This is a genomic window from Nocardioides sp. ChNu-153 (assembly GCF_030466625.1).
Lineage (GTDB): Bacteria > Actinomycetota > Actinomycetes > Propionibacteriales > Nocardioidaceae > Nocardioides.
The window spans coordinates 20,102-44,117 of sequence record NZ_JADEVT010000017.1 but is presented as its reverse complement, the minus strand read 5'-3'; the positions used below and the strand labels follow the sequence as shown (position 1 = coordinate 44,117).

Annotated in this window: 25 protein-coding genes; 14 read left to right on the top strand and 11 right to left on the bottom strand. The window is 72.8% G+C overall.

Going from position 1 to position 24,016, the window contains the following annotated elements; all coding sequences use genetic code 11:
• The first annotated feature begins 183 nt into the window (after nucleotides 1–183).
• Genes INN71_RS16405 through INN71_RS16385 form a run of 5 tightly spaced genes read left to right on the top strand, consistent with a single transcriptional unit; the run spans nucleotide 184 to nucleotide 4,000 of the window.
• Nucleotides 184–975: a PspA/IM30 family protein gene (locus INN71_RS16405; protein ID WP_277499135.1), complete on the top strand. Its 792-nt coding sequence runs from the start codon at nucleotides 184–186 to the stop codon at nucleotides 973–975.
• The gene (locus INN71_RS16400) at nucleotides 972–1,250 is read left to right on the top strand and encodes a hypothetical protein (RefSeq protein ID WP_277499134.1); all 279 of its coding nucleotides are present in this window, start codon (nucleotides 972–974) and stop codon (nucleotides 1,248–1,250) included. Before INN71_RS16405 ends, INN71_RS16400 begins: the two co-directional genes overlap by 4 nt.
• 13 nt (nucleotides 1,251–1,263) lie before the next feature.
• A complete protein-coding gene (htpX, locus tag INN71_RS16395) occupies nucleotides 1,264–2,187 on the top strand; it encodes a zinc metalloprotease HtpX (RefSeq protein ID WP_277499133.1) in 924 nt (307 codons plus the stop codon).
• Between the two features lies 1 nt (nucleotide 2,188).
• Nucleotides 2,189–2,764, top strand: a complete 576-nt coding sequence (locus INN71_RS16390; protein WP_277499131.1) for a hypothetical protein — start codon at nucleotides 2,189–2,191, stop codon at nucleotides 2,762–2,764.
• Nucleotides 2,765–2,815: 51 nt separating this feature from the next.
• Nucleotides 2,816–4,000, top strand: coding sequence for a GAF domain-containing sensor histidine kinase (locus tag INN71_RS16385; RefSeq protein WP_301801225.1), 1,185 nt, complete (start codon nucleotides 2,816–2,818; stop codon nucleotides 3,998–4,000).
• Nucleotides 4,001–4,017: 17 nt separating this feature from the next.
• Here INN71_RS16385 and nadA read toward each other — a convergent pair whose 3' ends face one another.
• On the bottom strand, nucleotides 4,018–5,193 hold the full coding sequence (nadA, locus tag INN71_RS16380; RefSeq protein WP_277499128.1) for a quinolinate synthase NadA: 1,176 nt from the start codon (nucleotides 5,191–5,193) through the stop codon (nucleotides 4,018–4,020).
• A gap of 34 nt (nucleotides 5,194–5,227) precedes the next feature.
• Here nadA and INN71_RS16375 point away from each other — a divergent pair, with 34 nt between their 5' ends.
• Nucleotides 5,228–6,313: a glycerate kinase gene (locus INN71_RS16375; protein ID WP_277499127.1), complete on the top strand. Its 1,086-nt coding sequence runs from the start codon at nucleotides 5,228–5,230 to the stop codon at nucleotides 6,311–6,313.
• Between the two features lie 173 nt (nucleotides 6,314–6,486).
• Nucleotides 6,487–6,855: an iron-sulfur cluster insertion protein ErpA gene (gene erpA / locus INN71_RS16370; RefSeq protein ID WP_277499125.1), complete on the top strand. Its 369-nt coding sequence runs from the start codon at nucleotides 6,487–6,489 to the stop codon at nucleotides 6,853–6,855.
• Between the two features lie 118 nt (nucleotides 6,856–6,973).
• On the opposite strand, the gene INN71_RS16365 is transcribed toward erpA, so the two are convergent.
• Nucleotides 6,974–7,222, bottom strand: coding sequence for a hypothetical protein (locus INN71_RS16365; protein ID WP_277499123.1), 249 nt, complete (start codon nucleotides 7,220–7,222; stop codon nucleotides 6,974–6,976).
• 129 nt (nucleotides 7,223–7,351) lie between these two features.
• Here INN71_RS16365 and INN71_RS16360 point away from each other — a divergent pair, with 129 nt between their 5' ends.
• A complete protein-coding gene (locus INN71_RS16360) occupies nucleotides 7,352–8,338 on the top strand; it encodes a carbohydrate kinase family protein (RefSeq protein ID WP_277499120.1) in 987 nt (328 codons plus the stop codon).
• A gap of 22 nt (nucleotides 8,339–8,360) precedes the next feature.
• On the opposite strand, the gene INN71_RS16355 is transcribed toward INN71_RS16360, so the two are convergent.
• Nucleotides 8,361–8,585 (bottom strand): sulfurtransferase TusA family protein, encoded by a 225-nt coding sequence (locus tag INN71_RS16355; protein ID WP_277499119.1) that lies wholly within the window; start codon nucleotides 8,583–8,585, stop codon nucleotides 8,361–8,363.
• Entirely contained in the window at nucleotides 8,582–9,844 is a 1,263-nt protein-coding gene (locus INN71_RS16350) for a cysteine desulfurase family protein (RefSeq protein WP_277499118.1), read from the bottom strand. The genes INN71_RS16355 and INN71_RS16350 overlap by 4 nt, the downstream gene beginning before the upstream one ends.
• Before the next feature lie 118 nt (nucleotides 9,845–9,962).
• Here INN71_RS16350 and coxB point away from each other — a divergent pair, with 118 nt between their 5' ends.
• From coxB to INN71_RS16330, 4 genes are all read left to right on the top strand, one after another.
• On the top strand, nucleotides 9,963–10,892 hold the full coding sequence (gene coxB, locus INN71_RS16345) for a cytochrome c oxidase subunit II (RefSeq protein ID WP_277499116.1): 930 nt from the start codon (nucleotides 9,963–9,965) through the stop codon (nucleotides 10,890–10,892).
• Nucleotides 10,889–12,649: a cytochrome c oxidase subunit I gene (gene ctaD, locus INN71_RS16340; protein WP_277499114.1), complete on the top strand. Its 1,761-nt coding sequence runs from the start codon at nucleotides 10,889–10,891 to the stop codon at nucleotides 12,647–12,649. Before coxB ends, ctaD begins: the two co-directional genes overlap by 4 nt.
• On the top strand, nucleotides 12,646–13,068 hold the full coding sequence (locus tag INN71_RS16335) for a cytochrome c oxidase subunit 4 (RefSeq protein WP_346812910.1): 423 nt from the start codon (nucleotides 12,646–12,648) through the stop codon (nucleotides 13,066–13,068). Before ctaD ends, INN71_RS16335 begins: the two co-directional genes overlap by 4 nt.
• 131 nt (nucleotides 13,069–13,199) lie before the next feature.
• A complete protein-coding gene (locus INN71_RS16330; protein ID WP_277499112.1) occupies nucleotides 13,200–14,423 on the top strand; it encodes an Ig-like domain-containing protein in 1,224 nt (407 codons plus the stop codon).
• 22 nt (nucleotides 14,424–14,445) lie between these two features.
• Here INN71_RS16330 and INN71_RS16325 read toward each other — a convergent pair whose 3' ends face one another.
• The 5 genes from INN71_RS16325 to INN71_RS16305 form a co-directional block, all read right to left on the bottom strand.
• On the bottom strand, nucleotides 14,446–15,747 hold the full coding sequence (locus INN71_RS16325) for a hypothetical protein (RefSeq protein ID WP_277499110.1): 1,302 nt from the start codon (nucleotides 15,745–15,747) through the stop codon (nucleotides 14,446–14,448).
• A gap of 29 nt (nucleotides 15,748–15,776) precedes the next feature.
• Nucleotides 15,777–17,492: a cytochrome bc complex cytochrome b subunit gene (locus INN71_RS16320; RefSeq protein ID WP_277499108.1), complete on the bottom strand. Its 1,716-nt coding sequence runs from the start codon at nucleotides 17,490–17,492 to the stop codon at nucleotides 15,777–15,779.
• A gap of 2 nt (nucleotides 17,493–17,494) precedes the next feature.
• On the bottom strand, nucleotides 17,495–18,601 hold the full coding sequence (locus tag INN71_RS16315; protein ID WP_277499107.1) for a ubiquinol-cytochrome c reductase iron-sulfur subunit: 1,107 nt from the start codon (nucleotides 18,599–18,601) through the stop codon (nucleotides 17,495–17,497).
• The gene (locus INN71_RS16310; RefSeq protein WP_277499106.1) at nucleotides 18,598–19,479 is read right to left on the bottom strand and encodes a cytochrome c; all 882 of its coding nucleotides are present in this window, start codon (nucleotides 19,477–19,479) and stop codon (nucleotides 18,598–18,600) included. The genes INN71_RS16315 and INN71_RS16310 overlap by 4 nt, the downstream gene beginning before the upstream one ends.
• Before the next feature lie 73 nt (nucleotides 19,480–19,552).
• Complete coding sequence (locus INN71_RS16305; protein ID WP_277499166.1) at nucleotides 19,553–20,176, bottom strand: heme-copper oxidase subunit III; 624 nt, start codon at nucleotides 20,174–20,176, stop codon at nucleotides 19,553–19,555.
• 195 nt (nucleotides 20,177–20,371) lie between these two features.
• Between INN71_RS16305 and INN71_RS16300 the strand changes: the two genes are divergently transcribed.
• A complete protein-coding gene (locus tag INN71_RS16300; protein ID WP_277499105.1) occupies nucleotides 20,372–20,818 on the top strand; it encodes a hypothetical protein in 447 nt (148 codons plus the stop codon).
• 6 nt (nucleotides 20,819–20,824) lie between these two features.
• Nucleotides 20,825–21,859 carry an anthranilate phosphoribosyltransferase gene (trpD, locus tag INN71_RS16295; RefSeq protein WP_277499104.1) on the top strand — a complete coding sequence of 345 codons (1,035 nt, stop codon included), beginning with the start codon at nucleotides 20,825–20,827 and terminating at the stop codon, nucleotides 21,857–21,859.
• A gap of 31 nt (nucleotides 21,860–21,890) precedes the next feature.
• Here the strand turns inward: trpD and INN71_RS16290 are convergent, their stop codons facing one another.
• Together INN71_RS16290 and INN71_RS16285 are read right to left on the bottom strand one after the other, a co-directional pair.
• Nucleotides 21,891–22,526, bottom strand: a complete 636-nt coding sequence (locus INN71_RS16290; RefSeq protein ID WP_277499102.1) for a hypothetical protein — start codon at nucleotides 22,524–22,526, stop codon at nucleotides 21,891–21,893.
• A gap of 52 nt (nucleotides 22,527–22,578) precedes the next feature.
• Nucleotides 22,579–24,015: a transglutaminaseTgpA domain-containing protein gene (locus INN71_RS16285; protein ID WP_277499100.1), complete on the bottom strand. Its 1,437-nt coding sequence runs from the start codon at nucleotides 24,013–24,015 to the stop codon at nucleotides 22,579–22,581.
• Nucleotide 24,016: the final 1 nt, after the last annotated feature.

Here is a 24,016-nt window from a genome sequence, read left to right as displayed (position 1 = left end):
CACGGCACGGGGCCGGGACGCTCGCGGAGGTGCCAGGGTACCGGCCCGCCGCGGGCCGCACCCACCCTCGCCCGCCTTGAGGTTTGCGCCTAGTGTTGAGCGGGAAGCCGCAGCGGGCCCCGACCGCGGTCGGGAGCACCGGACGCACCGCCGCACGAGCACCGCCCGAGGAGAGGCCACCCGATGAGTCTGATGAAGCGCATGAGCCTGATCTTCAGGTCGAAGGCCAACACCGCCCTCGACCGGGCCGAGGACCCGCGGGAGACCCTGGACTACAGCTACCAGCGCCAGATCGAGCTGCTGAGCAAGGTGCGCCGCGGCGTCGCCGACGTCGCCACGAGCCGCAAGCGCGTCGAGCTGCAGGTGAACCAGCTCGAGCAGCAGGCCCAGAAGCTCACCGACCAGGCGCAGAAGGCGATCCAGGTCGGCCGCGAGGACCTGGCCCGCGAGGCCCTCACGCGCAAGTCGGGCCTGAGCCAGCAGATCGCCGACCTCCGCACGCAGCACGCGCAGCTGCAGGGCGAGGAGGAGAAGCTGGTGCTGGCGCAGCAGCGCCTGCAGGCCAAGGTCGAGTCCTTCCGCACGCGCAAGGAGACCATCAAGGCCACCTACACGGCGGCCGAGGCGCAGACGCGCATCAACGAGGCGATGTCCGGCATCGGCGAGGAGATGGGCGACGTCGGCCTGGCCATCCAGCGCGCCGAGGACAAGACGGCCCAGATGCAGGCCCGCGCCGGCGCGATCGACGAGCTGCTGGCCTCGGGTGCCCTCGAGGACGCCTCGTCGCTCAACCGCGGCGACGACATCGCCCGCGAGCTCGACGCGCTCAGCTCGGGTGCCGACGTCGAGGCCGAGCTCGCCGCCCTCAAGGGCCTCTCGGCCCCGTCCGCCCCCCAGGCCATCGAGGGTGCGCCGGCGAGCGGCGACATCCTCCAGCCGGAGGCGGTCAAGCGCACGGAGGGCGGTCAGCAGTGATCGTCCGCATCCTGGGTGAGGGCCAGTTCGACATCACCGACGCCTGCTTCGCGTCCCTGAACGCGCTCGACGACGCCGTGGAGAAGGCGGTCGAGGACGGCGACGAGGCGGCCTTCCGCCCCGCGCTGGCCGCGCTGCTCGCCGGCGTGCGCGCCGAGGGCGTGCCGCACGCCGCCGACGCGCTCGACGAGTCCGACCTGATCCTCCCGCCGGAGGACGCCTCCCTCGAGGAGGTCCGGGCGATGCTCGGCGACGACGGTCTCATCCCCGGCTGACGCCGGGCACCGCATGGCTCGGACCCGTTTCCTCCCCGATCGGGGCCTCACCGCCCGGATGACGCTCGTGCTCTTCCTCCTCGGCGCCCTGTTCGTGGCGCTGGTGGTGGGGATCATGTACGCCGTCCGCAGCCCCGGTCTCGCGGTGGTGGTGGGCCTCGTCGGTCTCGCCATCGCGTTCTTCCAGTGGTGGTCCTCGGACACGCTCGCGATGCGCGCGATGCGCGCCCGTGAGGTCTCCCCGCAGGAGGCGCCGGAGCTGCACGGCATGATCGACCGGCTCTGCGCGCTGGCCGACATGCCGAAGCCCCGGGTGGGGGTCGCCGACATGGACATCCCCAACGCGTTCGCCACCGGGCGCTCGCCGGACCGGGCGGTGGTCTGCGTGACGACCGGGATCCTGCGCCGCCTCGACGCCGAGGAGCTCGAGGGCGTGCTCGCCCACGAGCTGTCGCACGTCGCGCACCGCGACGTCATGGTCATGACCATCGCCTCGTCCGCGGGCATCGTGGCCGGCATGGTCACCCGGGGCGCGCAGTACGGCGCGTTCATGGGCGGCGGCCGGGACCGCAACGGCAAGGGCGGGGGCGCCGCGGCCCTGCTCCTCGCGCTGGTGATCTCGCTCGTGGTCTACGCCATCAGCTTCTTCCTCACCCGGCTGCTCTCGCGCTACCGCGAGCTGTGCGCCGACCGCTCGGGCGCCTACCTGACGCTCAAGCCGGCGGCGCTGGCGTCGGCGCTGCAGAAGATCACCGGGGAGATGGCCTCGATCCCGCAGCGGGACCTGCGCACGTCGCGGGCCATGAACGCGTTCTTCATCGCTCCCGCGATCAGCGGGGCGTCGCTGTCGACCATCACCTCCACGCACCCGTCGCTGGAGCAGCGGCTCGAGCAACTGGCGCGCATCCAGGCCGACCTCGGCCGACCGGGGGTGTGACGTGGGGTTCTGGGACGCGGTCCTGGGGCGCCGTGCGCCGAAGCAGGCCGACCTCGACGCGCTGTTCGGCGTGCCGAGCGCGGCCATCACCCTGCAGACCGCCCTGGGGCTCGAGCCCACCGGCGTCGGCTCGGTCTGCTTCCGGTCGGCGGACGGAGCGGCCTTCCGGTCGACGGAGGCCGACATCGTGGCCCTCCTCGACGCGGACCCCCGCACGCCGGCCGCCGAGCGCACCGTCGACGAGTTCGGCTTCACCTGGCTCGTCGTACGACGGGACCCGGCGGACGTCGCGGGCCTGTGCACCGACCTGCACGCGGTGAACGTGCTGCTGGAGGAGCAGGGGTTCGGGCCGTCGCTGCTCTGCTCGGTCGTCGGCTTCGCCGCCCCCGGCGACGGTCCGCGCCTGGGCCTCGTGTACCTCTACAAGCAGGGCACCTTTTACCCGTTCGCCCCCACCGGCGCGGACACGCGTGACAACCTGACGGAGATCAACGTGCGCGACCAGCTCGCGACCGAGCTGCCGGTGGAGCCGAGCCTGCAGCGCTGGCTCGCGCTCTGGGGCGCACCCGGGCTCTGAACCGCTGGACCGAGGCCCCGCGCAGGCGCGGGGTGGGAGGAGGACGGGCCGATGGGCCAGCAGGCGAAGGACCTCGAGGAGGCGATCGACCGCTACGGGTTGCTCGACCCCCCGCCCCGCGAGGTGCAGGCGGTCGTCGAGATGGCGGCCTTCGTGGCCCGCGTGCCCCTGGCGACCGTCAACGTCATCACCTCGACCCAGCAGCACCAGATCGCGACGGTCGGCTTCGATGCCTCGATCTGCCGGCGTGAGGACTCCATGTGCGCCGTCACGGTCGAGCTCGGCAGCCCCGTCGTGGTGCCCGACGCCCGCCTCGACGAGCGCTTCAGCGCCAACCCGTTCGTCGACGGTCGCATCAACACGGTCCGGTTCTACGCCGCGCACCCGCTGCGGACGCAGGACGACGTCGTCATCGGCACGCTGTGCGTCTTCGACACCGAGCCGCGCGAGCTCGACGAGACCCAGCGCCTGGCGCTCTCGACGCTCGCCGACCGCGTGGTCGACATCCTCGAGCTGTCCCGGCGGGCCCGTGCGCTCGACGCGTCGCTGCGCCGTACCGAGGAGATGCGGGACGAGCTCGCGCGCTCCAACGAGCACCTCGCGGCCTTCGCCGGCCAGGTCAGCCACGACCTGCGCAACCCCCTGTCGACCGTGGCCATGTCGCTCTACCTGCTGCAGGAGCAGCTGGAGGAGCAGGGCGGCGCCCGCACGGTCGACCGCGCGCTGCGCGGCACGAAGCGGATGGAGGCCCTCATCGAGGACCTCCTGGCGTTCGCCCGCGTCGGGGGCACCCTGCGCCGCGACGACGTCGACCTGGGCCAGGTCGTCGCCGCCGTCCTGGGCGACCTGGACGGTGCGCTGTCCGGCGCGTCCGTAACGGTGGGCGAGCTGCCCACCGTGTGCGGCGACGCCACCCAGCTGCGCGCCGTGCTGCAGAACCTCGTGGCCAACGCGGCCAAGTTCACCCGGCCCAGCGAGCCGGCGGCCATCGACGTCGCCGGGCGGCGCGTGGACGGCGGCTGGCGCATCGAGGTCGCCGACCGGGGGCTGGGGATCGCACCGGAGGACGCCGGGCGCGTGTTCGAGCCGCTCGTGCGCCTCGACACCCAGGCCGACGGGTCCGGCATCGGCCTCGCCACGTGCCGACGGGTGGTGGAGGCCCACGGCGGACGCATCGGGCTGGAGCCCCGCGAGGGTGGCGGCACCGTGGCCTGGGTCGAGCTGCCCGACTCCTGAGGCCCCGGGCCGGGGCTTCAGCGCGCGGTGCGCCCCGGCAGGTCGAGCATGCGCTGCAGGGCGACCTTCGCCCACTCCTGCGTCTCGTCGTCCACCCGGATGACGTTCGGCACCTGGCCCGCGACGAGCGACTCGAGCGCCCACACCAGGTGGGGCAGGTCGATGCGGTTCATCGTGGAGCAGTAGCAGACCGTCCGGTCGAGGAACGAGATCTCCTTGTCGGGGTGCGCCGCGGCGAGCCGCTTGACGAGGTTGAGCTCGGTGCCGATCGCCCAGCGCGAGCCGGGCTCGGCCGCCTCGATGGTCCGGATGATGAACTCGGTCGAGCCGACGAGGTCGGCGCGGGTGACCACCTCGTGGCGGCACTCGGGGTGCACCAGGATCTTGACGTCGGGGATGGTGGCGCGCAGCTCGTCCACGACCTCGGGGGAGAAGCGGCCGTGCACCGAGCAGTGGCCCTTCCACAGGATCATCTTGGCGTCGCGCAGCTGCTCGACCGTCAGCCCGCCGTTCGGGCGGTGCGGGTTCCACACCACGCAGTCCTCGAGCGAGAGACCCATCTCGAGCACCGCGGTGTTGCGGCCGAGGTGCTGGTCGGGCAGGAAGAGCACCTTTCCCCGGCCCTCCGGGCGCTGCGCGAACGCCCACTCCAGGGCGACGTCGGCGTTGGACGAGGTGCACACGGCGCCCCCGTTGCGCCCGCAGAACGCCTTGATGTCGGCGGAGGAGTTCATGTAGGTCACGGGCACGACGTCGTCGGCGACGCCGGCGTCCACGAGCGCGTCCCAGGCGTCCTCGACCTGGGGCAGCAGCGCCATGTCGGCCATGGAGCAGCCGGCGGCGAGGTCGGGCAGCACGACCTGCTGGCTGTCCGAGGTGAGGATGTCGGCGGACTCGGCCATGAAGTGCACGCCGCAGAACACGATGTACGGCGCGTCGGGGCGCGCCGCCGCCTCGCGGGCCAGCTTGAACGAGTCGCCCGTGACGTCGGCGAACTGGATCACCTCGTCGCGCTGGTAGTGGTGCCCGAGCACGAAGACCCGGTCGCCGAGCGCCTCCTTGGCCGCCCGGGCGCGCGCGACCAGCGTCGGGTCGGAGGCCGGGGGCAGGTCGCCGGGGCAGTCGACGCCCCGCTCGGAGTCGAGGTCGCTGCCGCGACCCAGGGGGAGCAGGGTCAGCTCGACGGTGGTCATGGGCTCCATGGTAAGCGCCGGGCAGGATGGGCGCGTGCGTGTGCTCATCGCCCCGGGCCCCTTCGCCGGCACCCTGACCGCCGGTGAGGCGGCCCGCGCCGTCGCCGACGGCTGGCGCTCGCGCGCCCCGGGCGACGAGCTCGACCTCGCCCCGGTCGCCGACGGCGGCTCCGGCTTCGTCGAGGTGCTCCACGCCGCCCTGGGGGGCCACCTCCTCGCGGTGGCCGTCCGCGACCCGCTCGGCGGCACCGTCCCCGCCACCGTCCTGCGGGCGGGGGACACGGCGTACGTCGCGTCGGCCCAGGCCTGCGCGGTGGGGCCCGGCGACCCGGCGACGGCGGAGCGGGCGTCGTCGTACGGCGTGGGGCAGCTGGTCGCCGCGGCCGTCGGCACGGGTGCGCGGCGGGTCGTGGTCGGCGTCGGTCCCAGCGCGGCGACGGACGGCGGGGCCGGGCTGCTCGCCGCGCTGGGGGCCCGGGCCGACCGCGCGCTCGACGCCGGGCCGGTGGCGCTCGACGGCGTGCGGGAGGTGGACCTCTCGGCCGCCCGCGCGGCCGTGGCAGGCGTCGAGCTGGTCGTGGCCCACGACGTGCCCATCCCGCTCACCGGCCTGTTCGGGACGGCCAAGGCCGCCGGGGTGGAGCGCGGGATCGCCGAGGAGCGGGTGCCGGCCGTCGACGGTCTGCTCGAGGGGTGGGCGGCGGCCGCGGGCCGGCGTACCTCGCTCGAGCCGGGGGCCGGGGCCGGGGGCGGGGTCGGGTACGGGCTGCTGCTGCTCGGGGCCGCTGCGGCGCCGGGTGTCGAGCTGGTGCTCGGCGCGGTCGGTCTCGAGGACCGGGCCCGCGCGGCGGACCTCGTCGTCACGGGGGAGGGCCGGCTCGACCCCGCGAGCCGGACCGGCAAGGCCCCCCACGGCGTCGCCCAGGTGGCGACCCGTGCGGTCCGGCCGTGCGTGGTCGTCGCCGGCGAGGTGCTGGTGGGGACCCGGGAGATGCGTGCGATGGGGGTGGAGACCGCCTACGCCGTGGTCGACGTGGCGGGGCGGGAGGCGGCGACCTCGGACCCGTACGACGCGCTCGCCCGCACGGCGGCCCGCGTGGCCCGGGCCTGGTCGCGCTGACGGCCCGCCCCACGCTGACACCCCCGCCTCGCGCGGGGCGGCGCGGCCGGGCACCGTGGGAGCGAACCGGGCCGCGGTCCGGATCGCGTCCGTCCAGGCCTCGGGAATACGGCAGGGGTGTGTCACCATTGACCTCACTGCACGAACAACCGCCGAACCTCCAGGGAGTGCACATGACCGAGCAGGTGGACATCCAGACGACCACCGAGCGTCGCACCGACCAGATCAACCTGAGCGCGACCGCGGCGTCCAAGGTCAAGAGCCTGCTGGAGCAGGAGGGTCGCGACGACCTCTCCCTCCGCATCTCGGTGCAGCCCGGTGGCTGCTCGGGCCTGCGCTACCAGCTGTTCTTCGACGAGCGGACCCTCGACGGCGACGTCGTCACCGACTTCGACGGCGTGACCGTGGTCGTCGACCGCATGAGCGTCCCCTACCTCAACGGTGCCGAGATCGACTTCGTCGACACCATCGAGAAGCAGGGCTTCACGATCGACAACCCGAACGCGACGGGCTCCTGCGCCTGCGGCGACTCGTTCCACTGAGCCGCGTCCGCCGGGTCGCCGGCGGACCAGCGCGAGCGCGACGAAGGCCCCACCTCCACGGAGGTGGGGCCTTCGTCGTCCCGGCGCCCCCGGCGCCGAGAGAGGCTGGCGGCGGGTGTCAGTCCTGGTAGATCGCGGAGGCCAGGCGCGCGGCGGCGGCGCTGACGGCGATCTCGGGCTTGCGGACCTCGCGGGGCTGGTCGTCGTACGCCAGCGAGGGTGCGGGGCGCAGCGCCGCGCGGGCCAGGCGCGCGGCGGGGGTGTCGAGGCGCAGCTCGCGGGTGGCCGCCCGGCAGTCCTGGACCAGGTCGGCGGGGGCGGCGGGGTCCGCGTAGGCGGGGCGGGGGGACGGCGTGGCGGGGGTCATGTCGCGAACGTAGGCGCTACCGCCGGGTAGACCCAGGGCTACCTGACGGTAGTGTCCCGGGCCCGCGCCGCGCGACGCCGCGGGACGGGGGCTGGGTGCTCCGCCGGGCCTCGCGTAGGGTCGGGCGTCGTGTCGCTCCTCATCACGGGATCCATCGCCACCGACCACCTCATGACCTTCTCGGGCAAGTTCGCCGACTCCCTCGTCGTCGACCAGCTCGACAAGCTGTCGGTCTCCTTCCTCGTCGACGACCTCGACGTACGACGGGGCGGGTGCGCCGCGAACATCTCGTTCGGCCTCGGCAACCTCGGCCTGCGGCCGATCCTGGTCGGCGCGGTGGGCGAGGACTTCGCCGACTACCGCTCCTGGCTGGAGCGCCACGGCGTGGACTGCGACTCGGTGCACGTCTCCGACACGCGCCACACCGCGCGCTTCGTCTGCACCAACGACGCCGCGATGGCCCAGTTCGCGACGTTCTACGCCGGCGCGATGAGCGAGGCCCGCGAGATCGAGCTGCAGCCGATCGTCGAGCGCGTCGGCGCGCCCGACTACGTGCTCGTCGGCCCCAACGACCCGGCCGCGATGCAGCGCCACACCGACGAGTGCCGCCAGCGCGGCTACCGCTTCGTCGCCGACCCCTCCCAGCAGCTCGCCTTCGGCGACGGCGACCTCATCCGCCCCCTCGTCGACGGCGCGGACATCCTCTTCTCCAACGAGTACGAGGCCGCGCTCATCGTTTCCAAGACCGGCTGGACCCACGAGGAGGTCCTCGAGCGGGTCGGCACCTGGGTGATCACGCTCGGCCCCGACGGGGTGCGCCTCGAGCAGGAGGGCGCCGAGCCGGTCGTGGTCGGCGCCGTGCCCGAGATCGCGAAGGTCGAGCCCACCGGGGTCGGCGACGCGTTCCGGGCCGGCTTCCTCGCCGCGCTCAGCTGGGACCTCGAGCACGAGCGGGCCGCGCAGGTCGGCTGCCTGCTCGCCGTGTACGTCGTGGAGCAGGTCGGCACGCAGGAGTACACGCTCGGCCGCGCCGCGTTCCTCGAGCGCCTCGAGGGCACCTACGGTCCCGAGGCCGTCGCCGAGGTCGAGCCGCACCTCCAGACGTTCCGCCCCTGACCGACGTCCCGCGCCCGGCCCCTCAGGCGCCGAGCGCCACGCGGTAGCGGGCCACCCCGTCGGCCGCGCGGTCCTCGCCGAGGAACCGGTGCCCCCGCATGCGGCACCACGCCGGCACGTCGACGCGCGCCGCCGGGTCGTCGGCCACCACGGCGAGCTCCGTCCCGTCGGGCCGTCCCCGCGCGGCCTTCGCGAGCGCCAGCACCGGCGCCGGGCACGGCAGCCCCCGGCAGTCGAGCTCGGTCACATCCCCACCTCCGCCCGCAGCCGTGCGACCACGCCCGGCAGGACGTCGAGGAAGCGCTCGACCTCGTGCTCCGGCGTACCGGGGTGCAGGGAGAGGCGGACGTTGCCGTGGGTGAGCGCACCCATGGCCGCGAGCACGTGCGAGGGCTCGTGGGTCGACGCGGTGCACGCGGAGCCGCTGCCCACGCCGAAGCCGGCGCGGTCGAGCTCGGTGACGAGGGCCTCGCCGTCGACGTAGAGGCACGAGAAGGTCAGCAGGTGGGGGAGCCGGTCGTCCGGGTCGCCCACGACGTCCACGTCCGGCACGCGGGCGGCCACCTCGCGGCGTACCCGGTCGACGAGCCGGTGCAGCCGTGCGCCGGTCTGCTCGGCCTCGGACACGACGGCCCGGAGCGCGGCCGCGGCGGCGACGGCGCCGGGCACGTCCTCGAACCCGCTCGCGCGCAGGTCGCTGCGGTCGTCGGCGGGGTACGGGTCGCGCCAGCGCACGCCCTTGCGGACCAGCAGCACCCCGACCCCGGCGGGCCCGCCCCACTTGTGCGCGGACGCGGCCGCCACGCCCCACCCGGCGGGCAGCGGCTGCCAGCCCACCGACGCGCACGCGTCGACGAGCAGGGGCACCTGGCCCGCGAGCCCGGCGAGCTCGGCGGCCGCGGCGACGGGCTGCGTCGTGCCGACCTCGTGGTTGGCCGACTGCAGGGCGAGGGCGGCGACGTCGCCCGGGGCCAGGGCCTCCCGCAGCGCGTCGAGGTCGAGCCGTCCGGACGCGTCGACCGCGACGGGTCGGGCGGAGCAGCCCAGGTCCCGCACGGCCCAGTCGGTGGCGTGCAGGACGGCGGAGTGCTCGACGGCGGAGTGGGCGAGCACGGTGCCCGCGCGGCGCCGGCCGCGCGCCAGCCCGAGGAGGCCGCGGTGGACCGCCTCGGTGCCCGAGCCGGTGAAGGTGACCTCGTCGGGACGCACGCCGAGGGACCCGGCGAGCACCTCGCGTGCGTCGTCGAGCAGCCGGCGGGCCTGCCGGCCGCCGTGGTGCAGGCGGCGGGGGTCGGCGTACCCCTGCTCGTACGCCGCGAGCAGCGCCGCACGGGCGGCCGGGTGCAGCGGGCGGGCCGACGCGGCGTCCAGGTCGGTCCACGGGGGCGGGGGAGCCGCGGACGGGGGGCCCGACGGGGCCGGCGGCCCGTCCGACGGGGGCGCGCCGAGGTCCCCGGGGCCCGTCACGGCGCCGCCGGGAGCGGGTGTCTGCTCCTCGCCTTCCACGGGTACCGACGTTAGTCCTACGCTGTGTAGGAGGTGAGGCGACCCTGGGGGTCGCTCCTCCCTGTGATTCGGATAAAGTTCCCCCCGTCGTGTGATCGTCCAAGAGAGAGGCTCGTTCGTGGGTCTGCAACTCCACCGGCGGTCCGGCGCCGGCACTGTCCGCGGCGCCGCCGCGGGCAAGCCCCGACGCGCCGCGCTCGCCGCGTCGCTCGGCCTCGCCCTCCTCGTCCTCACCGGGTGCTCCGAGGAGAGCCAGTACCAGCTGCGTCACCTCGGCCTGCCCGGCCAGGCGACGGAGGAGGCGCCGTACATCGCCGACCTGTGGATCTGGTCGTGGGTCGCCGCGCTCGCCACCGGCATCATCGTGTGGGGCCTCATCCTGTGGGTGGTCGTGCGCTTCCGCCGCCGCAGCGCCGACGAGGTGCCCGTGCAGACGCGGTACAACTTGCCGCTCGAGATCTTCTACACGATCGCCCCGGTCATGATGGTGATCGTCTTCTTCTTCCACACGGTCAGCGTGCAGAACACGGTGCTCGACGACTCCGAGCCGGACATGACGCTCGAGATCGTCGGCCAGCAGTGGTCGTGGACGTTCAACCACCCCACGGACGGCGTCGGTGACACCGACAAGGAGAGCGTCGACGAGGGCGAGTACGCGTACGTGGTGGGCACCGCGTCGCAGCTGCCCACGCTCGTTCTCCCGCAGGGCGAGACGGTGCGGTTCAACCTGCACTCGCCCGACGTGGTCCACAACTTCTGGATCCCGGGCTTCCTCATGAAGATGGACGTCGTCCCGGGCCGCACGAACAGCTTCCAGGTCACCCCGACCGAGCTGGGCGTGTTCAAGGGCAAGTGCGCCGAGCTCTGCGGCACCTACCACTCCCGCATGCTCTTCAACGTCGAGGTCGTGTCCCCGGAGGACTACGACGCGTACGTAGAGGGCCTCGTGGAGGCCGGTGACGTCTCGGACGACGGGCCCATCCTCGGTGGCACCGAGTCCCGCACCTCGCTGCGCAACTTCGACGACCCCAACGGAGGCGACGAGTGACCGCCACACAAGCTCCCACGACGGGGACCGTGGTCCCCGGGAGGAAGCCTCTCGGCGAGAACGTCGTGCGTCTGCTGACCACGACGGACCACAAGCTCATCGGCAAGATGTACCTGGTCACCTCGTTCGCCTGGTTCTGCATCGGCGGACTGATGGCCCTCGTCATCCGGTCCGAGCTCGCGTTCCCCGGCCAGCAGGTCGTGAACGACGAGGTCTACAACCAGATGTTCACGATGCACGGCACGATCATGCTGCTGCTCTTCGCGACGCCCCTGTTCTTCGGCTTCGCCAACGTGATCATGCCGCTGCAGATCGGCGCACCCGACGTGGCGTTCCCGCGCCTCAACATGTTCAGCTACTGGCTGTTCCTGTTCGGCGGCCTCATCGCCGCGGCGGGCTTCCTCACGCCGAACGGCGCCGCCAGCTTCGGCTGGTTCGCCTACGTGCCGCTGTCGAACGAGGTCCGCTCGCCGGGCGTCGGCGGTGACATGTGGATCATGGGCCTCTACATGGCGGGTCTCGGCACCATCCTCGGTGCGGTCAACTTCATCACCACCATCATCTGCATGCGCGCCCCCGGGCTGACGATGTTCCGGATGTCGCTGTTCACGTGGAACACCCTGATCACGAGCCTGCTCGTGCTCATCGCCTTCCCGATCCTGGCCGGCGCGCTCCTCATGCTGGAGGCGGACCGCTCGATCGGCACCCACGTCTTCGACGCGTCGCACGGCGGCCCGATCCTGTGGCAACACCTGTTCTGGTTCTTCGGGCACCCAGAGGTGTACATCATCGCCCTGCCGTTCTTCGGCATCGTCACCGAGATCCTGCCGGTCTTCAGCCGCAAGCCGATCTTCGGCTACGTCGGCCTGGTCGGCGCGACCCTGGCGATCGCGATCCTCTCGGTCGCCGTGTGGGCCCACCACATGTTCGTCACGGGTGCGGTCAACCTGCCGTTCTTCTCCGGCATGACGTTCCTCATCGCGGTCCCGACCGGCGTGAAGTTCTTCAACTGGATCGGCACGATGTGGGGCGGGTCCCTGTCCTTCGACAACCCGATGCTGTGGTCGATCGGCTTCCTCACGACGTTCCTCTTCGGTGGTCTGACGGGCGTCCTGCTCGCGAGCCCGCCGCTGGACTTCCACGTCTCCGACTCCTACTTCGTGGTGGCGCACTTCCACTACGTCGTGTTCGGCACGGTCGTGTTCGCGATGTTCGCCGGCTTCTACTTCTGGTGGCCGAAGATGACGGGCCGCATGCTCGACGAGCGCCTCGGCAAGCTGCACTTCTGGCTGCTGTTCTTCGGCTTCCACACGACGTTCCTCGTCCAGCACTGGCTGGGTGTCGAGGGCATGCCGCGCCGGTACGCCGACTACCTCGCCGAGGACGGCTTCACCACGCTCAACCAGATCTCCACGATCGGTGCCTTCGTGCTGAGCGCGTCGCTCCTGCCGTTCTTCTACAACGTCTACGTCTCCGCGAAGGGGCCGAAGGTCGAGGTGGACGACCCGTGGGGCTGGGGCCGCTCGCTCGAGTGGGCGACGTCCTCGCCGCCGCCGCGCCACAACTTCCACTCCATCCCGCGCATCCGCTCGGAGTCGCCGGCGTTCGACCTCCACCACCCGGAGATCGCCGCCCTCGAGCTCGAGCAGAACGCCGCGGAGCACCAGGGTCGGTTCGCCGACGCCCCGGACACCCAGGGTCGTGAGGAGCTCCTCAACGACCGAGGTGTCGACGTCAGGAAGGACGACGACAAGTGAAGGCCCTGCGCGCGGAGGTCTGGATCTTCGCGATCTGCACCATCTTCCTCATCCTGGTCTCGCCGGCGTACTGGTTCGTGACCGACGCCAGCGGCGAGGGCGGGGACTGGACCGGCACGTCCGCCCTGGTCATGACCACCCTGCTGGCGGCCATGGTGACCTGGTACCTCGGCTTCCAGGCGCGCAAGCTCGACGAGCGCCCGGAGGACCGCAAGGACGCCGAGATCGTGGAGGGCGCGGGCGAGCTCGGCTTCTTCCCGCCGTACTCCTGGTGGCCGCTGTGGGCCGCGTCGACCTTCGGCGTGTGCGTGCTCGGCGTCATCTTCGGCTGGTGGCTGTTCATCATCGGGTGCGCTCTCGGCATCCTCGCCCTCTCGGGCTGGGTGTTCGAGTACTACCGGGGCGTGCACGCCCACTGATCGTCCGGGCGTCCGGCCCCTGCTCCCGCAGGGGCGAGGTCGCCGGGGTTACGCTGGAAAGCGCTCGTCGGGTCTCCCGACGGGCGCTTTTCGCGTGGTGCCCGGTGCTCGGCCGGGCCGGAGGGAGAGGGATGTCGGAGTTCCGCACGCCCCGCGGGGTGCACCTGGGACGGCGCAGCCTCGTCCGGATCGTCGGCGCTGTCGGCATCGCCGCCGTCGCCGGTGGTGCGCTGGCGGCCTGCACCTCGGACGACGACACCGGCAGCGGCTCGGCCGCGTCGGGTGACGCGTCCGCCCCCGTGCCCACCATCGTCACGAGCGTGGGCGCTGACGAGGAGGTGCCGGTCGACCACCTCCTCCGCGTGGAGGCGCAGGGCGGCCGGCTGGCCTCCGTCACCGTCACGACGGTGGAGGGCGCCGAGGTGCCCGGCGAGGTGCTCGAGGACGGCCTGAGCTGGGCCGCCACGGCCCTGCTCGACCCGGGTACGTCGTACCTGCTGCGGGCCAGCGCCCGCAGCGACGGCGGCGGCGAGGCGACGGCGGAGGTGCCGTTCTCGACCGTGGCGCTCTCGCTCGACGAGCAGACCTTCCCCTCCATCGCCCCGCTCGCCGACGAGGAGGTCGGCGTCGGCATGCCGGTGGTCGTGTCCTTCGACCTGCCCGTGACCGACCGGGCCTCCTTCGAGCGGCACATGAGCGTCACCAGCGAGCCGGCCCAGCCCGGGTCGTGGCACTGGTACGACGACACCCAGGTCCGCTGGCGCCCCGAGGCCTACTGGCAGCCCGGTACGACGGTCACCGTCGACGTGGCGGTGAACGGCGTGCCGGCCGGGGGCGGCATCTACGGCCAGGAGAGCCGCTCCGTGACCTTCCGCGTCGGCCGCTCGGTGATCCACCGCGTCGACGCGGCGACCCACACCATGACGACGGTGATCGACGGCGCGCAGGCGCGCCGGATGCCCATCAGCGCCGGCAAGCCCGGGTTCGAGACGCGCTCCGGCGTGAAGGTCGTGATGGAGAAGTTCCGCACCAAGACGATGGACGCGGCGACGACCGGCATCAGCCCCGACGACCCGGAGTACTACAACATCGAGGACGTCGAGTACGCGCTGCGCGTCACCAACTCGGGGGAGTTCCTCCACGCCGCCCCGTGGTCGTCCGGCTCGCAGGGCGTGGCCAACGTCAGCCACGGCTGTGTCGGGATGGCCACGCAGGACGCGGCCTGGGTCTACGAGAACACCCGCCGCGGCGACGTCGTCGAGGTCACGGGCACGGACCGCCGGATGACGATGGAGAACGGGTTCGGCGACTGGAACGCGACCCCCGAGGAGTACGCCGCCGGCTCGGCCCTCTGACGCGTCGCGGGGATGCGTCCCGTCAGGGGTACGCGAGCCGCTCGGGGGAGAGCACGTAGTGGGTGCGCAGCCACTCGTGCTGCAGGGCGAACCCCAGCGCCAGGACCCCGACGAGCACCAGGGCCTGCGCCGCGCGGTGCCACGTGCGTCCCAGGGTGGGGAACGGCCACCACACCACGAGCAGGAACAGGGCGTAGCGGGTGATGCTCGGCGTGGGCCGGGTCGTCAGCAGCAGGAACGCGCCGTACGACAGCACCCACGCCCGCAGCTCCGGCGCCCAGACCCGGGCAGCGGGCTGCAGGACGATCGCCAGGACGACCGCCAGGACCACGGCGACGTCGACCGCCGGGCCCACGCCCCCCGAGCCCAGCAGCAGGGCCGCCCAGGTCTGCCAGCTGCGCTCGTCGGTGAGCACCCAGGCGGCCTGCGTGCTCAGGTAGGCGTCGGGCTCGCCCGTGACCACCGCGGCCGTCAGCGGCCACAGGCCGAAGGCCGCGGTCGCCGCTGCGGCGGTCACGGCCAGCCGGACCACCTCGGCGCGGGGGAGGGGGCCCTCGGCGCGCCAGCGCAGCGCGGCGTGGACCAGGACGACGGGCACGAGGGCCAGGGCGATGGGGCGGGTGAAACCGAGGACCACGGCCCCCAGCACCACCAGGCCGTAGCGGCGCCGGGAGAGGGCGTCCAGCACGAGCACGAGCACGAGGAGGCTGACGGCCTCGGAGTAGCCGGTGACGAGGACCGCGCCGGCGGGACTGACGCTGAGCGCGGCGGTGGTGAGCAGCCCGACGTACGCGCCCGCCCGACGCGCGACCATCCGGTGCAGGAGGCAGAGCGCGACCGTGGAGGCCACGATGCCGAGGACGGCGGCGGCCAGACCGAACGACAGGCCCGTGAGCGCCATCAGCAGTCGCGTCGCGAACGGGAACAGCGGGAAGAAGGCCCAGGGGTTCTGCTGCACCTTGCCCTCGTAGCGGGGGAGGTCGGTGGGATAGCCGTCCTCCGCGATGGTGCGGTACCACTGCCCGTCCCAGTTGCTGGCGAGGTCGCCGTACCCCGGGGCGGCAGGCACGGGCTCGAGCAGGTAGAAGCCCTGTCCGACGTCGAGGGCGCTCTGCTCCCGGCCGAGCTGCCAGAGCACGACGACGTCGACGAGCCGCGTCAGCGCGACGACGAGGAGCGGCGGCAGCCACCACGGCCACCGCGCGGGCGCGGGACCGGACGGGGCGGGGCGGGGGAGGGGAGGGGCGCCCGTCGCGGCCCCGGAACGACGACGAGCGCCCGGATCCGTGGAGGATCCGGACGCTCGTGCGTCGTCCGTCGTCAAGGGCGGAGGGTCGCGGCGGGTGCCGGGACTCAGTGACCCTTGGTCAGCGTCACGTGGTCGTCGTCGTCCGCGGAGGACCCCGCCCCGAGCTCGTGCGCACCGTCGTGGTGGTGGTGCGCCTCGTCGATCTCCGCCTGGGTCGGCGGCTGGACGTTGTCGGCGAACCACAGCTTGCTGAGGCGGCCGCGGAGACCGTCGGTGCGCGACCCGGGCTTGCGCACGCCGTTGGCGTCCGTGCCCGGCTCGAGCTCCGGCAGCCGGTCGCCCTCACGACCGGTGATGACCAGCTGCTTCGCCGCCGGCAGGGGCTGGTGGCGCTCCGAGTAGGCACCGTCGGGCGAGCGCTCGATGATGCCGGTCTCGTAGCCGTGCAGCGCCTGTTCCTTCGCGTGCCGCTGCAGCGAGATGCACCAGCGACGCGTGATCATGAAGGCGATCAGCGGTCCGATGAAGATGGCTGCCCGCAGGAAGTACGTGATCTGGTTGATCGACAGGTCGAACCGGATGGCGATGATGTCGTTGCCGCCCGCGATCCACGCCATGGCGTAGAAGGTCATGAGCGACACCATCAGCGCCGTGCGCGTCGGAGCGTCCCGCGGTCGCTGGAGCAGGTGGTGCTCCCGCTTGTCGCCGGTGATCCAGTTCTCGATGAACGGGAGCAGCAGCAGGATCGTCCACATCACGCCGGGCACCACGATGATCGGCAGGAAGACGTTGAACGGGAACGTGACGCCCCAGAACTCGAACTCCCAGCCCGGCATGATGCGCAGCAGGCCGTCGGGCCAGCCCATGTACCAGTCAGGCTGCGAGCCGGCCGTCACCTTGGACGGGTCGTACGGCCCGTACATCCAGATCGGGTTGATCGTCATCAACGCACCCATGACCGCGGTGACGCCGAAGACGATGAAGAAGAACCCGCCGGCCTTCGCGGCGTACACCGGGAGCATGGGGAAGCCCACGACGTTGCCCTCGGTGCGGCCGGGGCCGGGCCACTGCGTGTGCTTGTGGTAGACGAGCAGCAGCATGTGCGCGGCCACGAGGGCCAGCAGCACGCCGGGGATCAGCAGCACGTGGATGATGTAGAGCCGCGGGATGATCGCGGTGCCCGGGAACTCGTCACCGAAGAGCAGGAACGAGCCGTACGTGCCGACCACGGGGATGGACTTGATGAAGCCGTCGGCGGCCCGGACGCCCGTGCCCGACAGCAGGTCGTCGGGGAGCGAGTAGCCCGTGAAGCCCTCGAGCGTGCCGATGAGGAGCAGCAGCGAGCCGATCACCCAGTTGAGCTCGCGGGGCTTGCGGTGCGCGCCCGTGAAGAACACGCGCATCATGTGGATCATCATCGAGGCGATGAACAGGTGCGCCGCCCAGTGGTGCATCTGGCGCACCAGCAGACCGCCGCGGACCTCGAACGAGATGTGCATCGAGGAGTTGAAGGCCTCCGACACGTAGCTGCCGCGCAGCGGGGCGTAGGAACCCTGGTACTCGACCTCGACCATGCTGGGGTTGAACCAGAAGGTCAGGAAGACGCCGGTGAGCAGCAGGACGACGAAGCTCCACAGAGCGATCTCGCCGAGCATGAAGGACCAGTGGTCCGGGAAGACCTTGCGGAGGTTCTTCTTGGCCAGTCCCGCGAGGCCCAGGCGCTCGTCGGCCCACTGGGCCCCGGCACCGATCCTCGACGGCTTGCCCCCGGCGACGGCGGTGGCGCCGTTCGTCGAGGCGACCTTGGACGTCGTGCTCATGGTCAGCCACGCTCCCAGTAGCTCGGTCCGACGGGTTCGCTGAAGTCGTCCACGGCGTACAGGAAGCCGTCCTCGTCCTCCGCCAGGTGCATCTGGGGGAGCGCGTGGCCCGCCGGCCCGAAGATGACCTTGCCGCTGTCGGCGAGGTCGAACGTGGACTGGTGGCAGGGGCACAGCAGGTGGTGGGTCTGCTGCTCGTTGAGCGCGATGGGGCACCCGACGTGCGTGCAGATCTTGGAGTAGCAGACGATCCCGTCGACGTCCCAGTTCTCCCGGTCGGGAGCGCGGACGATGTCACCGGGGGACATGCGGAGCAGGATGACCGCAGCCTTGGTCTTCTCGATGTTGAGGCGCTCGTGCTCCAGCGCCGGGCGCAGCTCCTCGCCGTTGGCGTCGAGCGGCGGCGGCAGGTGGCCCTCGCTGTCCGCGACGAGACCCTCGGGCTCGCCGTTGACGAGGTCACCGATCTGGAGGTCCGCCTTGTTGATGCGCGTGCCGACGACGTCGCGCACGACGTACATGCCCGGCATCCAGAACGTCTTCTCGAGCTGCGCGGGGCTCATGTCGTTCGGTCCGAGGTCGCGGAAGGCCACCACGAGAGGCACGCCCGCGAGACCCAGCGCGCCCAGGAGGGTGTTGCGGATGAGCGGGCGGCGACCGATGCCCGACTCGTCGAGGCCGGCGTTCAGCGCGGCGAGCGTCGTGTCGCGGTCCTCCGCCGACGAGCTGGCCGGGTGGCGCAGCTCGGAGATCTCCTCGTCCGCCATCAGCTTGCGGGCCCAGTGGATGACGCCGACGCCGATGCCCAGCATGACGCCGCCGAGCGTGAGGCCGAGGAACAGGTTCGAGGCGCCGAGGCCCAGGAACGTGTCCATCTCGTCGCCGATGGAGAAGGCGAAGTAGGCGACCACGAAGAGGACCGCGCAGATCATCGAGAAGACGAAGAACGCGGCGACCTGGCGCTCGGCGCGCTTCTCGGCCTTGCGGTCCACGTCGGTGGGGCGCCACAGGTGCGCCGGCAGGCCGGGGGCCTGGTCCTCGAGCGGGCGCGAGGTGGGCGTGGTGTCCGTGCCGCCCTGCTGCGCCGGGAGGTTGTCGTGCTCGCTCACGCCTGTCCCTTGCCCTTCTGGGTGCGAGTGGTGTGCGCCGCGATCCACACGGCGAAGCCGACGAGGCCGCCGATGCCGAGCAGCCACGCGAAGAGGCCCTCGCTCACGGGGCCGAGACCGCCGAGGCTGAAGCCGCCCTGCTGGGGCTCCTCCTCGAGGGTCGTGAGGAACGCGATGACCTCGCGCTTGTTCTCCGGCGGGATGTTGCCGTCGGAGAAGACGTCCATCTGGCCGGGGCCGGTGAGCATGGCCTCGTAGATGTGCTTCTCGCTCGTCTCGCGCAGGCCCGGGGCGTAACCGCCGCGCGGCATGGCGCCACCGCGGCCGTTGAAGTTGTGGCACGCCGTGCAGTTCGTGAGGAAGATCTGCTGGCCGCGGTTGATGGCGGCGTCGCGCTCCTCCGCGCTGAGGCTGTCGAGGTAGTCGCTCGAGTACTGCTCCTCCTCCGGGATGCCCGGGCCGGGGCCCAGGGAGGCGACGAAGGCGGCGAGCGCCTCGATCTCCTCGTCGGAGTAGGCGACGTTCTTGCTCGGGTTCTGCTGGCCGGGCTGGACCATCGGCATGCGGCCGGTGCCCACCTGGAAGTCGACGGAGGCGGCGCCCACGCCCTGCAGCGAGGGGCCGAGCTGGTTGCCGTTGACGTCGAGCACGCCTTCGCCGTTCTGGCCGTGGCACGTGGCGCAGCCGACGAGGAAGAGCTCACGGCCCTGCTCGACGAGCTCCGCGTTGTCAGCGGCCTCCTCGGCCTGACCGGCGGGCGCGAACGCGGCGTACGCCGTGCCCGTCAGGACGAGGCCGAGCAGCAGCACGACGAGGCCCGCGAGCGGGCCCCGGCGGTGGCGGGAGAGCCGGCCGGCGGATCGGTTCAGGAAACGCAACGTGATGTCCCTTGTTCTGGTCCGGACGATTCGGTCGTGCGGTGGGTCGGGGGAGGGGTCGGTGACCGGTGGGTCACTGGATCCAGTAGATGGTGGCGAAGAGGCCGATCCACACGACGTCGACGAAGTGCCAGTAGTACGACACGACGATCGCCGAGACCGCCTGCTCGTGGGTGAAGCGGCGCGCGATGAACGTGCGGCCCAGGACGAGGAGGAAGGCGACGAGGCCACCGGCGACGTGGATCCCGTGGAACCCGGTCGTCAGGTAGAACATCGAGCCGTAGGCGGAGCTCTGCAGCGTCAGTCCGGCGTGGACGAGCTCGGCGTACTCCAGCGCCTGGCCGGCGAGGAAGACGGCGCCCATGACGTACGTGAGGATGAACCACTCACGCATGCCCCACTGGCCGACCTGCCAGACCTTGCCGCTGCGGCCGACCTTCGGGCCGCCCTGGGCGGCGGTGCGCTCGACGGCGAACACGCCCCACTGGCAGGTGAAGGACGACAGCACGAGGATCGCGGTGTTCGCGAAGGCGAACGTCACGTTCAGGTGCTGGGTCTCTTCGGCCCACAGGCCGGGCTCCGCGGCACGGATCGTGAAGTACGCCGCGAACAGCGCCGCGAAGAACATCAGCTCGCTGGAGAGCCAGATGATCGTTCCGACGCTGACCATGTCGGGCCGGCCGTGCTGCCCACGCAGACGGGAGGCCGGGATCGCTGCAGTTGCTGTCGCCACGCGGTCATTATGTCCTGTCCACCGAGGCTTGTGACCCCACCCCCCGGAAGAAGTCTTACGCAGCGTCGTAGACGCCTCGGGGCCGCTGGGGATCGGGCGCCCGGCGGGCGCCCGGCGGGCCCCCTGCGGGCCCCGTCGGCAGCGGGTAGCATCGCGCGAGTGAGCGCGACGACGACTGCCTCGACCGAGGGCCACGGGCCCGGCGCGACCCGGCTGCGCGTGCTGGTCTACAGCGACGACGTGCGCACGAGGGAGCAGGTCGTGCTCGCGCTGGGTCGCCGGGTGCACCCCGACCTCCCCGAGCTGGAGTACGTCGAGGTGGCGACCGCCGCCGTGGTGCGCCAGCAGCTGGACACCGGCCGGATCGACCTCGCCGTCCTCGACGGCGAGGCCGTGCCCGCCGGCGGCATGGGGATCGCGAAGGAGCTGAAGGACGAGATCTACGCGTGCCCGCCCGTGCTCGTGCTGACCGGCCGCCCCCAGGACGCGTGGCTCGCGACGTGGTCGCGCGCCGAGGCGGCGGTGCCCCACCCGCTCGACCCGGTCCTGCTCGCCGAGACGGTCGCCGGCCTGCTGCGCGGGCGCCCGGCCGTCGCCGCCCGCTGACCCGCGATGGGCACCCACAGCTGGCCCGAGGTCCTCTCCGCGCTCGTCGCCCGGCGTGACCTGACGCCCGACCAGGCCTCCTGGGCGATGGCGGAGGTGCTGGCCGGGGAGGCCACCCCGGCCCAGGTCGCCGGGTTCGCCGTGGCGCTGCGCGCCAAGGGCGAGACCATCGACGAGGTCGCCGGTCTGGCGGACGCGATGATGGCCGCCGGCACCCGGCTGGAGGTGCCCGGCCGCCTGCTCGACGTGGTCGGCACCGGCGGAGACCGGTCGATGTCGGTCAACATCTCGTCCATGTCGGCCATCGTGGCCGCCGGTGCGGGCGCCCGGGTCGTCAAGCACGGCAACCGCTCCGCCTCCTCGAAGTCGGGGAGCGCGGACGTGCTGGAGGCCCTCGGCGTCCGCCTCGACCTCGCCCCCGAGCGGGTGGGCGAGCTCGCCACCGAGGTCGGCATCACCTTCTGCTTCGCCGCCGCCTTCCACCCCGCGATGCGGCACGCCGCCGTGGCCCGCCGCGAGCTCGGCATCGGCACGACCTTCAACTTCCTCGGCCCCCTGACCAACCCGGCCCGCCCGGCGGCCCAGGCCATCGGCTGCGCCGACCCGGCCATGGCCCCGGTCATGGCCGGCGTCTTCGCCCGCCGCGGCGTCGACGCGTGGGTCTTCCGCGGTGACGACGGCCTCGACGAGCTCACCACGACGACCACGTCGCGGGTCTGGGTCGTGCGGGGCGGCGAGGTCGTGGCCGCCACGGTCGACCCCGCCGACCTCGACCTGCCGCGCGCTACCACCGAGGACCTGCGCGGCGGCGACGTCGACCACAACGCCGACGTGGTGCGCCGCGTGCTCGCCGGCGAGCGGGGGCCGGTGCGGGACGCGGTGCTGCTCAACGCGGGCGCGGCGCTCGCCGTGCACGCGGAGTCGCCGGCGACGGACGACGTCGTCGAGCAGCTGCGGGTCGGCACGGAGGCCGCCGCGGTCGCGATCGACTCCGGTGCTGCGGCCGCGACGCTCGAGAAGTGGGTCGCGGCCTCCCGCTGACGGCCGGTGCCCGGAGCGACCCGAGGGCGCGTCAGACCGAGGCGAGGTCGAGCACGTACGCGCGCCCGTTGCGGCGGAAGCCGAGGCGCTCGTAGTAGGGGTCCTTCATGTTGGGCGGCGTGATCACGTGCCGGATCCCGCGGTGGCGCAGGATGTCGCTGCGCAGCCACACGTACTCGCCGGCGGCGCAGTCGCGGAAGCCCGGGGTGACCCAGTCGAGCTCGACCTGCGCCACGTCACCGTCGGTGCGCAGCACGACCACGCCGACCGTCTCGTCGCCCTTCTGCACCAGGTAGGCCTGACGGTCTGTGTCCGACGGGCTCCACGCGAAGTCGGGCTGGTGGCGGTGGATGTCGACGTCGTGGGCGCGCAGCACGTGGTTGAGGTAGGCGTCACCGGAGCCCACGGCCAGCACCGTGAAGTCGCGGTGCGACTCCGGCTGCCGCAGGACGCGCGCGAGGAACCACACGTTGATGGCCAGCAGCACCACGTTCATGGCCACCATCGGCCAGACGCCGATGAGGAGGTTGAAGACCGCGAGGGTGACGGTGGCGGCGGCGTTGAGCACGCGGAACCGCAGGACCCGCGTCTGGAGGATGGAGCACACCAGCAGCGCGGAGCCCGTCCAGCCCAGGAGGGGGAGCCAGTGCTCCAGAAGCCACGTCACCCTGGAATGTTACGAGCGTGTTGCGCGCCGGACCGGGGTCGTGGCTGTGAACTCACTCACCCGGGTGGCGCAGCAGGACGTGGTCCCCCCCGGCGTCGACGCGCTCCCAGCCGAGGTCGCGCTCGACCGCGTAGCCCAGCGACGAGTCCTCCTGCAGGAGCGCCCACCGCGCCCCGGTCTCCGCCACCATCTCGTCCCACCGCGGCTCCACGTCGGTGATGTCGGCGTTGCGACGCAGCTCGGCGACCGTGAACGTGTCGCCGTACCCGTGCATGACGAGGTCGAGCTGCGGGTGGCGCCACATGAGGTACCCGCCCGAGCCCCAGTCGTCGAGCAGGACCGTGCCGGCGGGCAGCGCCTCGAGCACGGGCGCGGCCCACGCGAGGTCGTCGTCGGGCTCGTCAGCCGTGCGCAGGGCGAGCACGACCACGGCGACCACCGCGAGCGCGACCGCCGCGCCGCCGGCGGCCCGCTCGAGCCGGCTCGGTGCGCCGTGGCCCGGCTCGTCGGGGTCGTCGGGGTCGTGGGGGTCGGTACGCCGGAGCGCGTGCGCCAGGACGGGCGCGAGCACGGCTGCGCTCACGGGGACGGTGCGGGCCGAGTAGAGCGCCCAGGCGAGGGCGAGGAGCGCGAGGAGGCACGTGGTCCAGGACGGGCGCCGCCGCCGACGGGCCAGCACCGCGACCAGGAGGGCGAGGAGCAGGGCCAGCGCCGCCGGGCTGAGCACGGTGAAGTCGGTGGGCCCCCACTCGGCGAAGAACTCGGAGCGCCCGCCGACGGCGACGACGGCGCCGTACGCCGCGGGCCCCACGGGGGTGAGGGCGGCGACGACCGCCCCGGCGAGCGGGACGGTGGCGAGGCGCAGGACCGTGCGCCCGTCACGGGTGTCGAGCCACGCGCCCGCGCAGGCCAGCACCCCGACGAGGAGGCCGACGGGCCACATCCCGTGGCAGGTCACCCACAGCCAGGTGAGGGGCACGAGGTGGTACGGCGCGCGCCGGTCCGCGACCGCCCGCAGCCACGCGGCGGTGAACCAGGCGGTCAGGACGTAGCTGATGACCTGCGGGCGTGCCGTGAGGTGCCCGGCGCTGGCGAGCATGACGGCGAGCACGAGGGCGGCGGCGGCGACGGGCCCGAGGTGGCGACGCACGAGCGCCCACAGCAGGCCCAGGTAGGCCACGACGAGCGCACCTGAGGCGGCGGCGACCGCCCCGAGCCCGCCGTGCCGCTCCAGCCAGGCCATCGCGACCTGGGGGAGCCACTGGGTCGGGACCCAGGACTGGGTCGCGAAGGTCGAGACGCTGCCCGGCGAGCGCAGGCTCCAGGCGCCGTCGAGGAACTCCCGCCCGAAGCGCAGGTGGAAGTAGGTGTCGTCGTTCGGCAGCGGCCCCTGGCTGCCGGCCACGACCAGGGCGAGCCCGGCGAGGAGCAGCAGGAGGCCGACGCTCGGCCCGAACCACGCGGGCGCGGCCCCGGGGGTCCGCGCCACG

Bases quoted from the DNA above. Each gene is read 5' to 3' on its own strand.
- INN71_RS16320 (WP_277499108.1), bottom strand. From the start codon at position 17,492: ATGAGCACGACGTCCAAGGTCGCCTCGACGAACGGCGCCACCGCCGTC.
- INN71_RS16405 (WP_277499135.1), top strand. From the start codon at position 184: ATGAGTCTGATGAAGCGCATGAGCCTGATCTTCAGGTCGAAGGCCAAC.
- nadA (WP_277499128.1), bottom strand. From the start codon at position 5,193: ATGACCACCGTCGAGCTGACCCTGCTCCCCCTGGGTCGCGGCAGCGAC.
- htpX (WP_277499133.1), top strand. From the start codon at position 1,264: ATGGCTCGGACCCGTTTCCTCCCCGATCGGGGCCTCACCGCCCGGATG.
- INN71_RS16385 (WP_301801225.1), top strand. From the start codon at position 2,816: ATGGGCCAGCAGGCGAAGGACCTCGAGGAGGCGATCGACCGCTACGGG.
- erpA (WP_277499125.1), top strand. From the start codon at position 6,487: ATGACCGAGCAGGTGGACATCCAGACGACCACCGAGCGTCGCACCGAC.
- trpD (WP_277499104.1), top strand. From the start codon at position 20,825: ATGGGCACCCACAGCTGGCCCGAGGTCCTCTCCGCGCTCGTCGCCCGG.
- INN71_RS16365 (WP_277499123.1), bottom strand. From the start codon at position 7,222: ATGACCCCCGCCACGCCGTCCCCCCGCCCCGCCTACGCGGACCCCGCC.
- INN71_RS16330 (WP_277499112.1), top strand. From the start codon at position 13,200: ATGTCGGAGTTCCGCACGCCCCGCGGGGTGCACCTGGGACGGCGCAGC.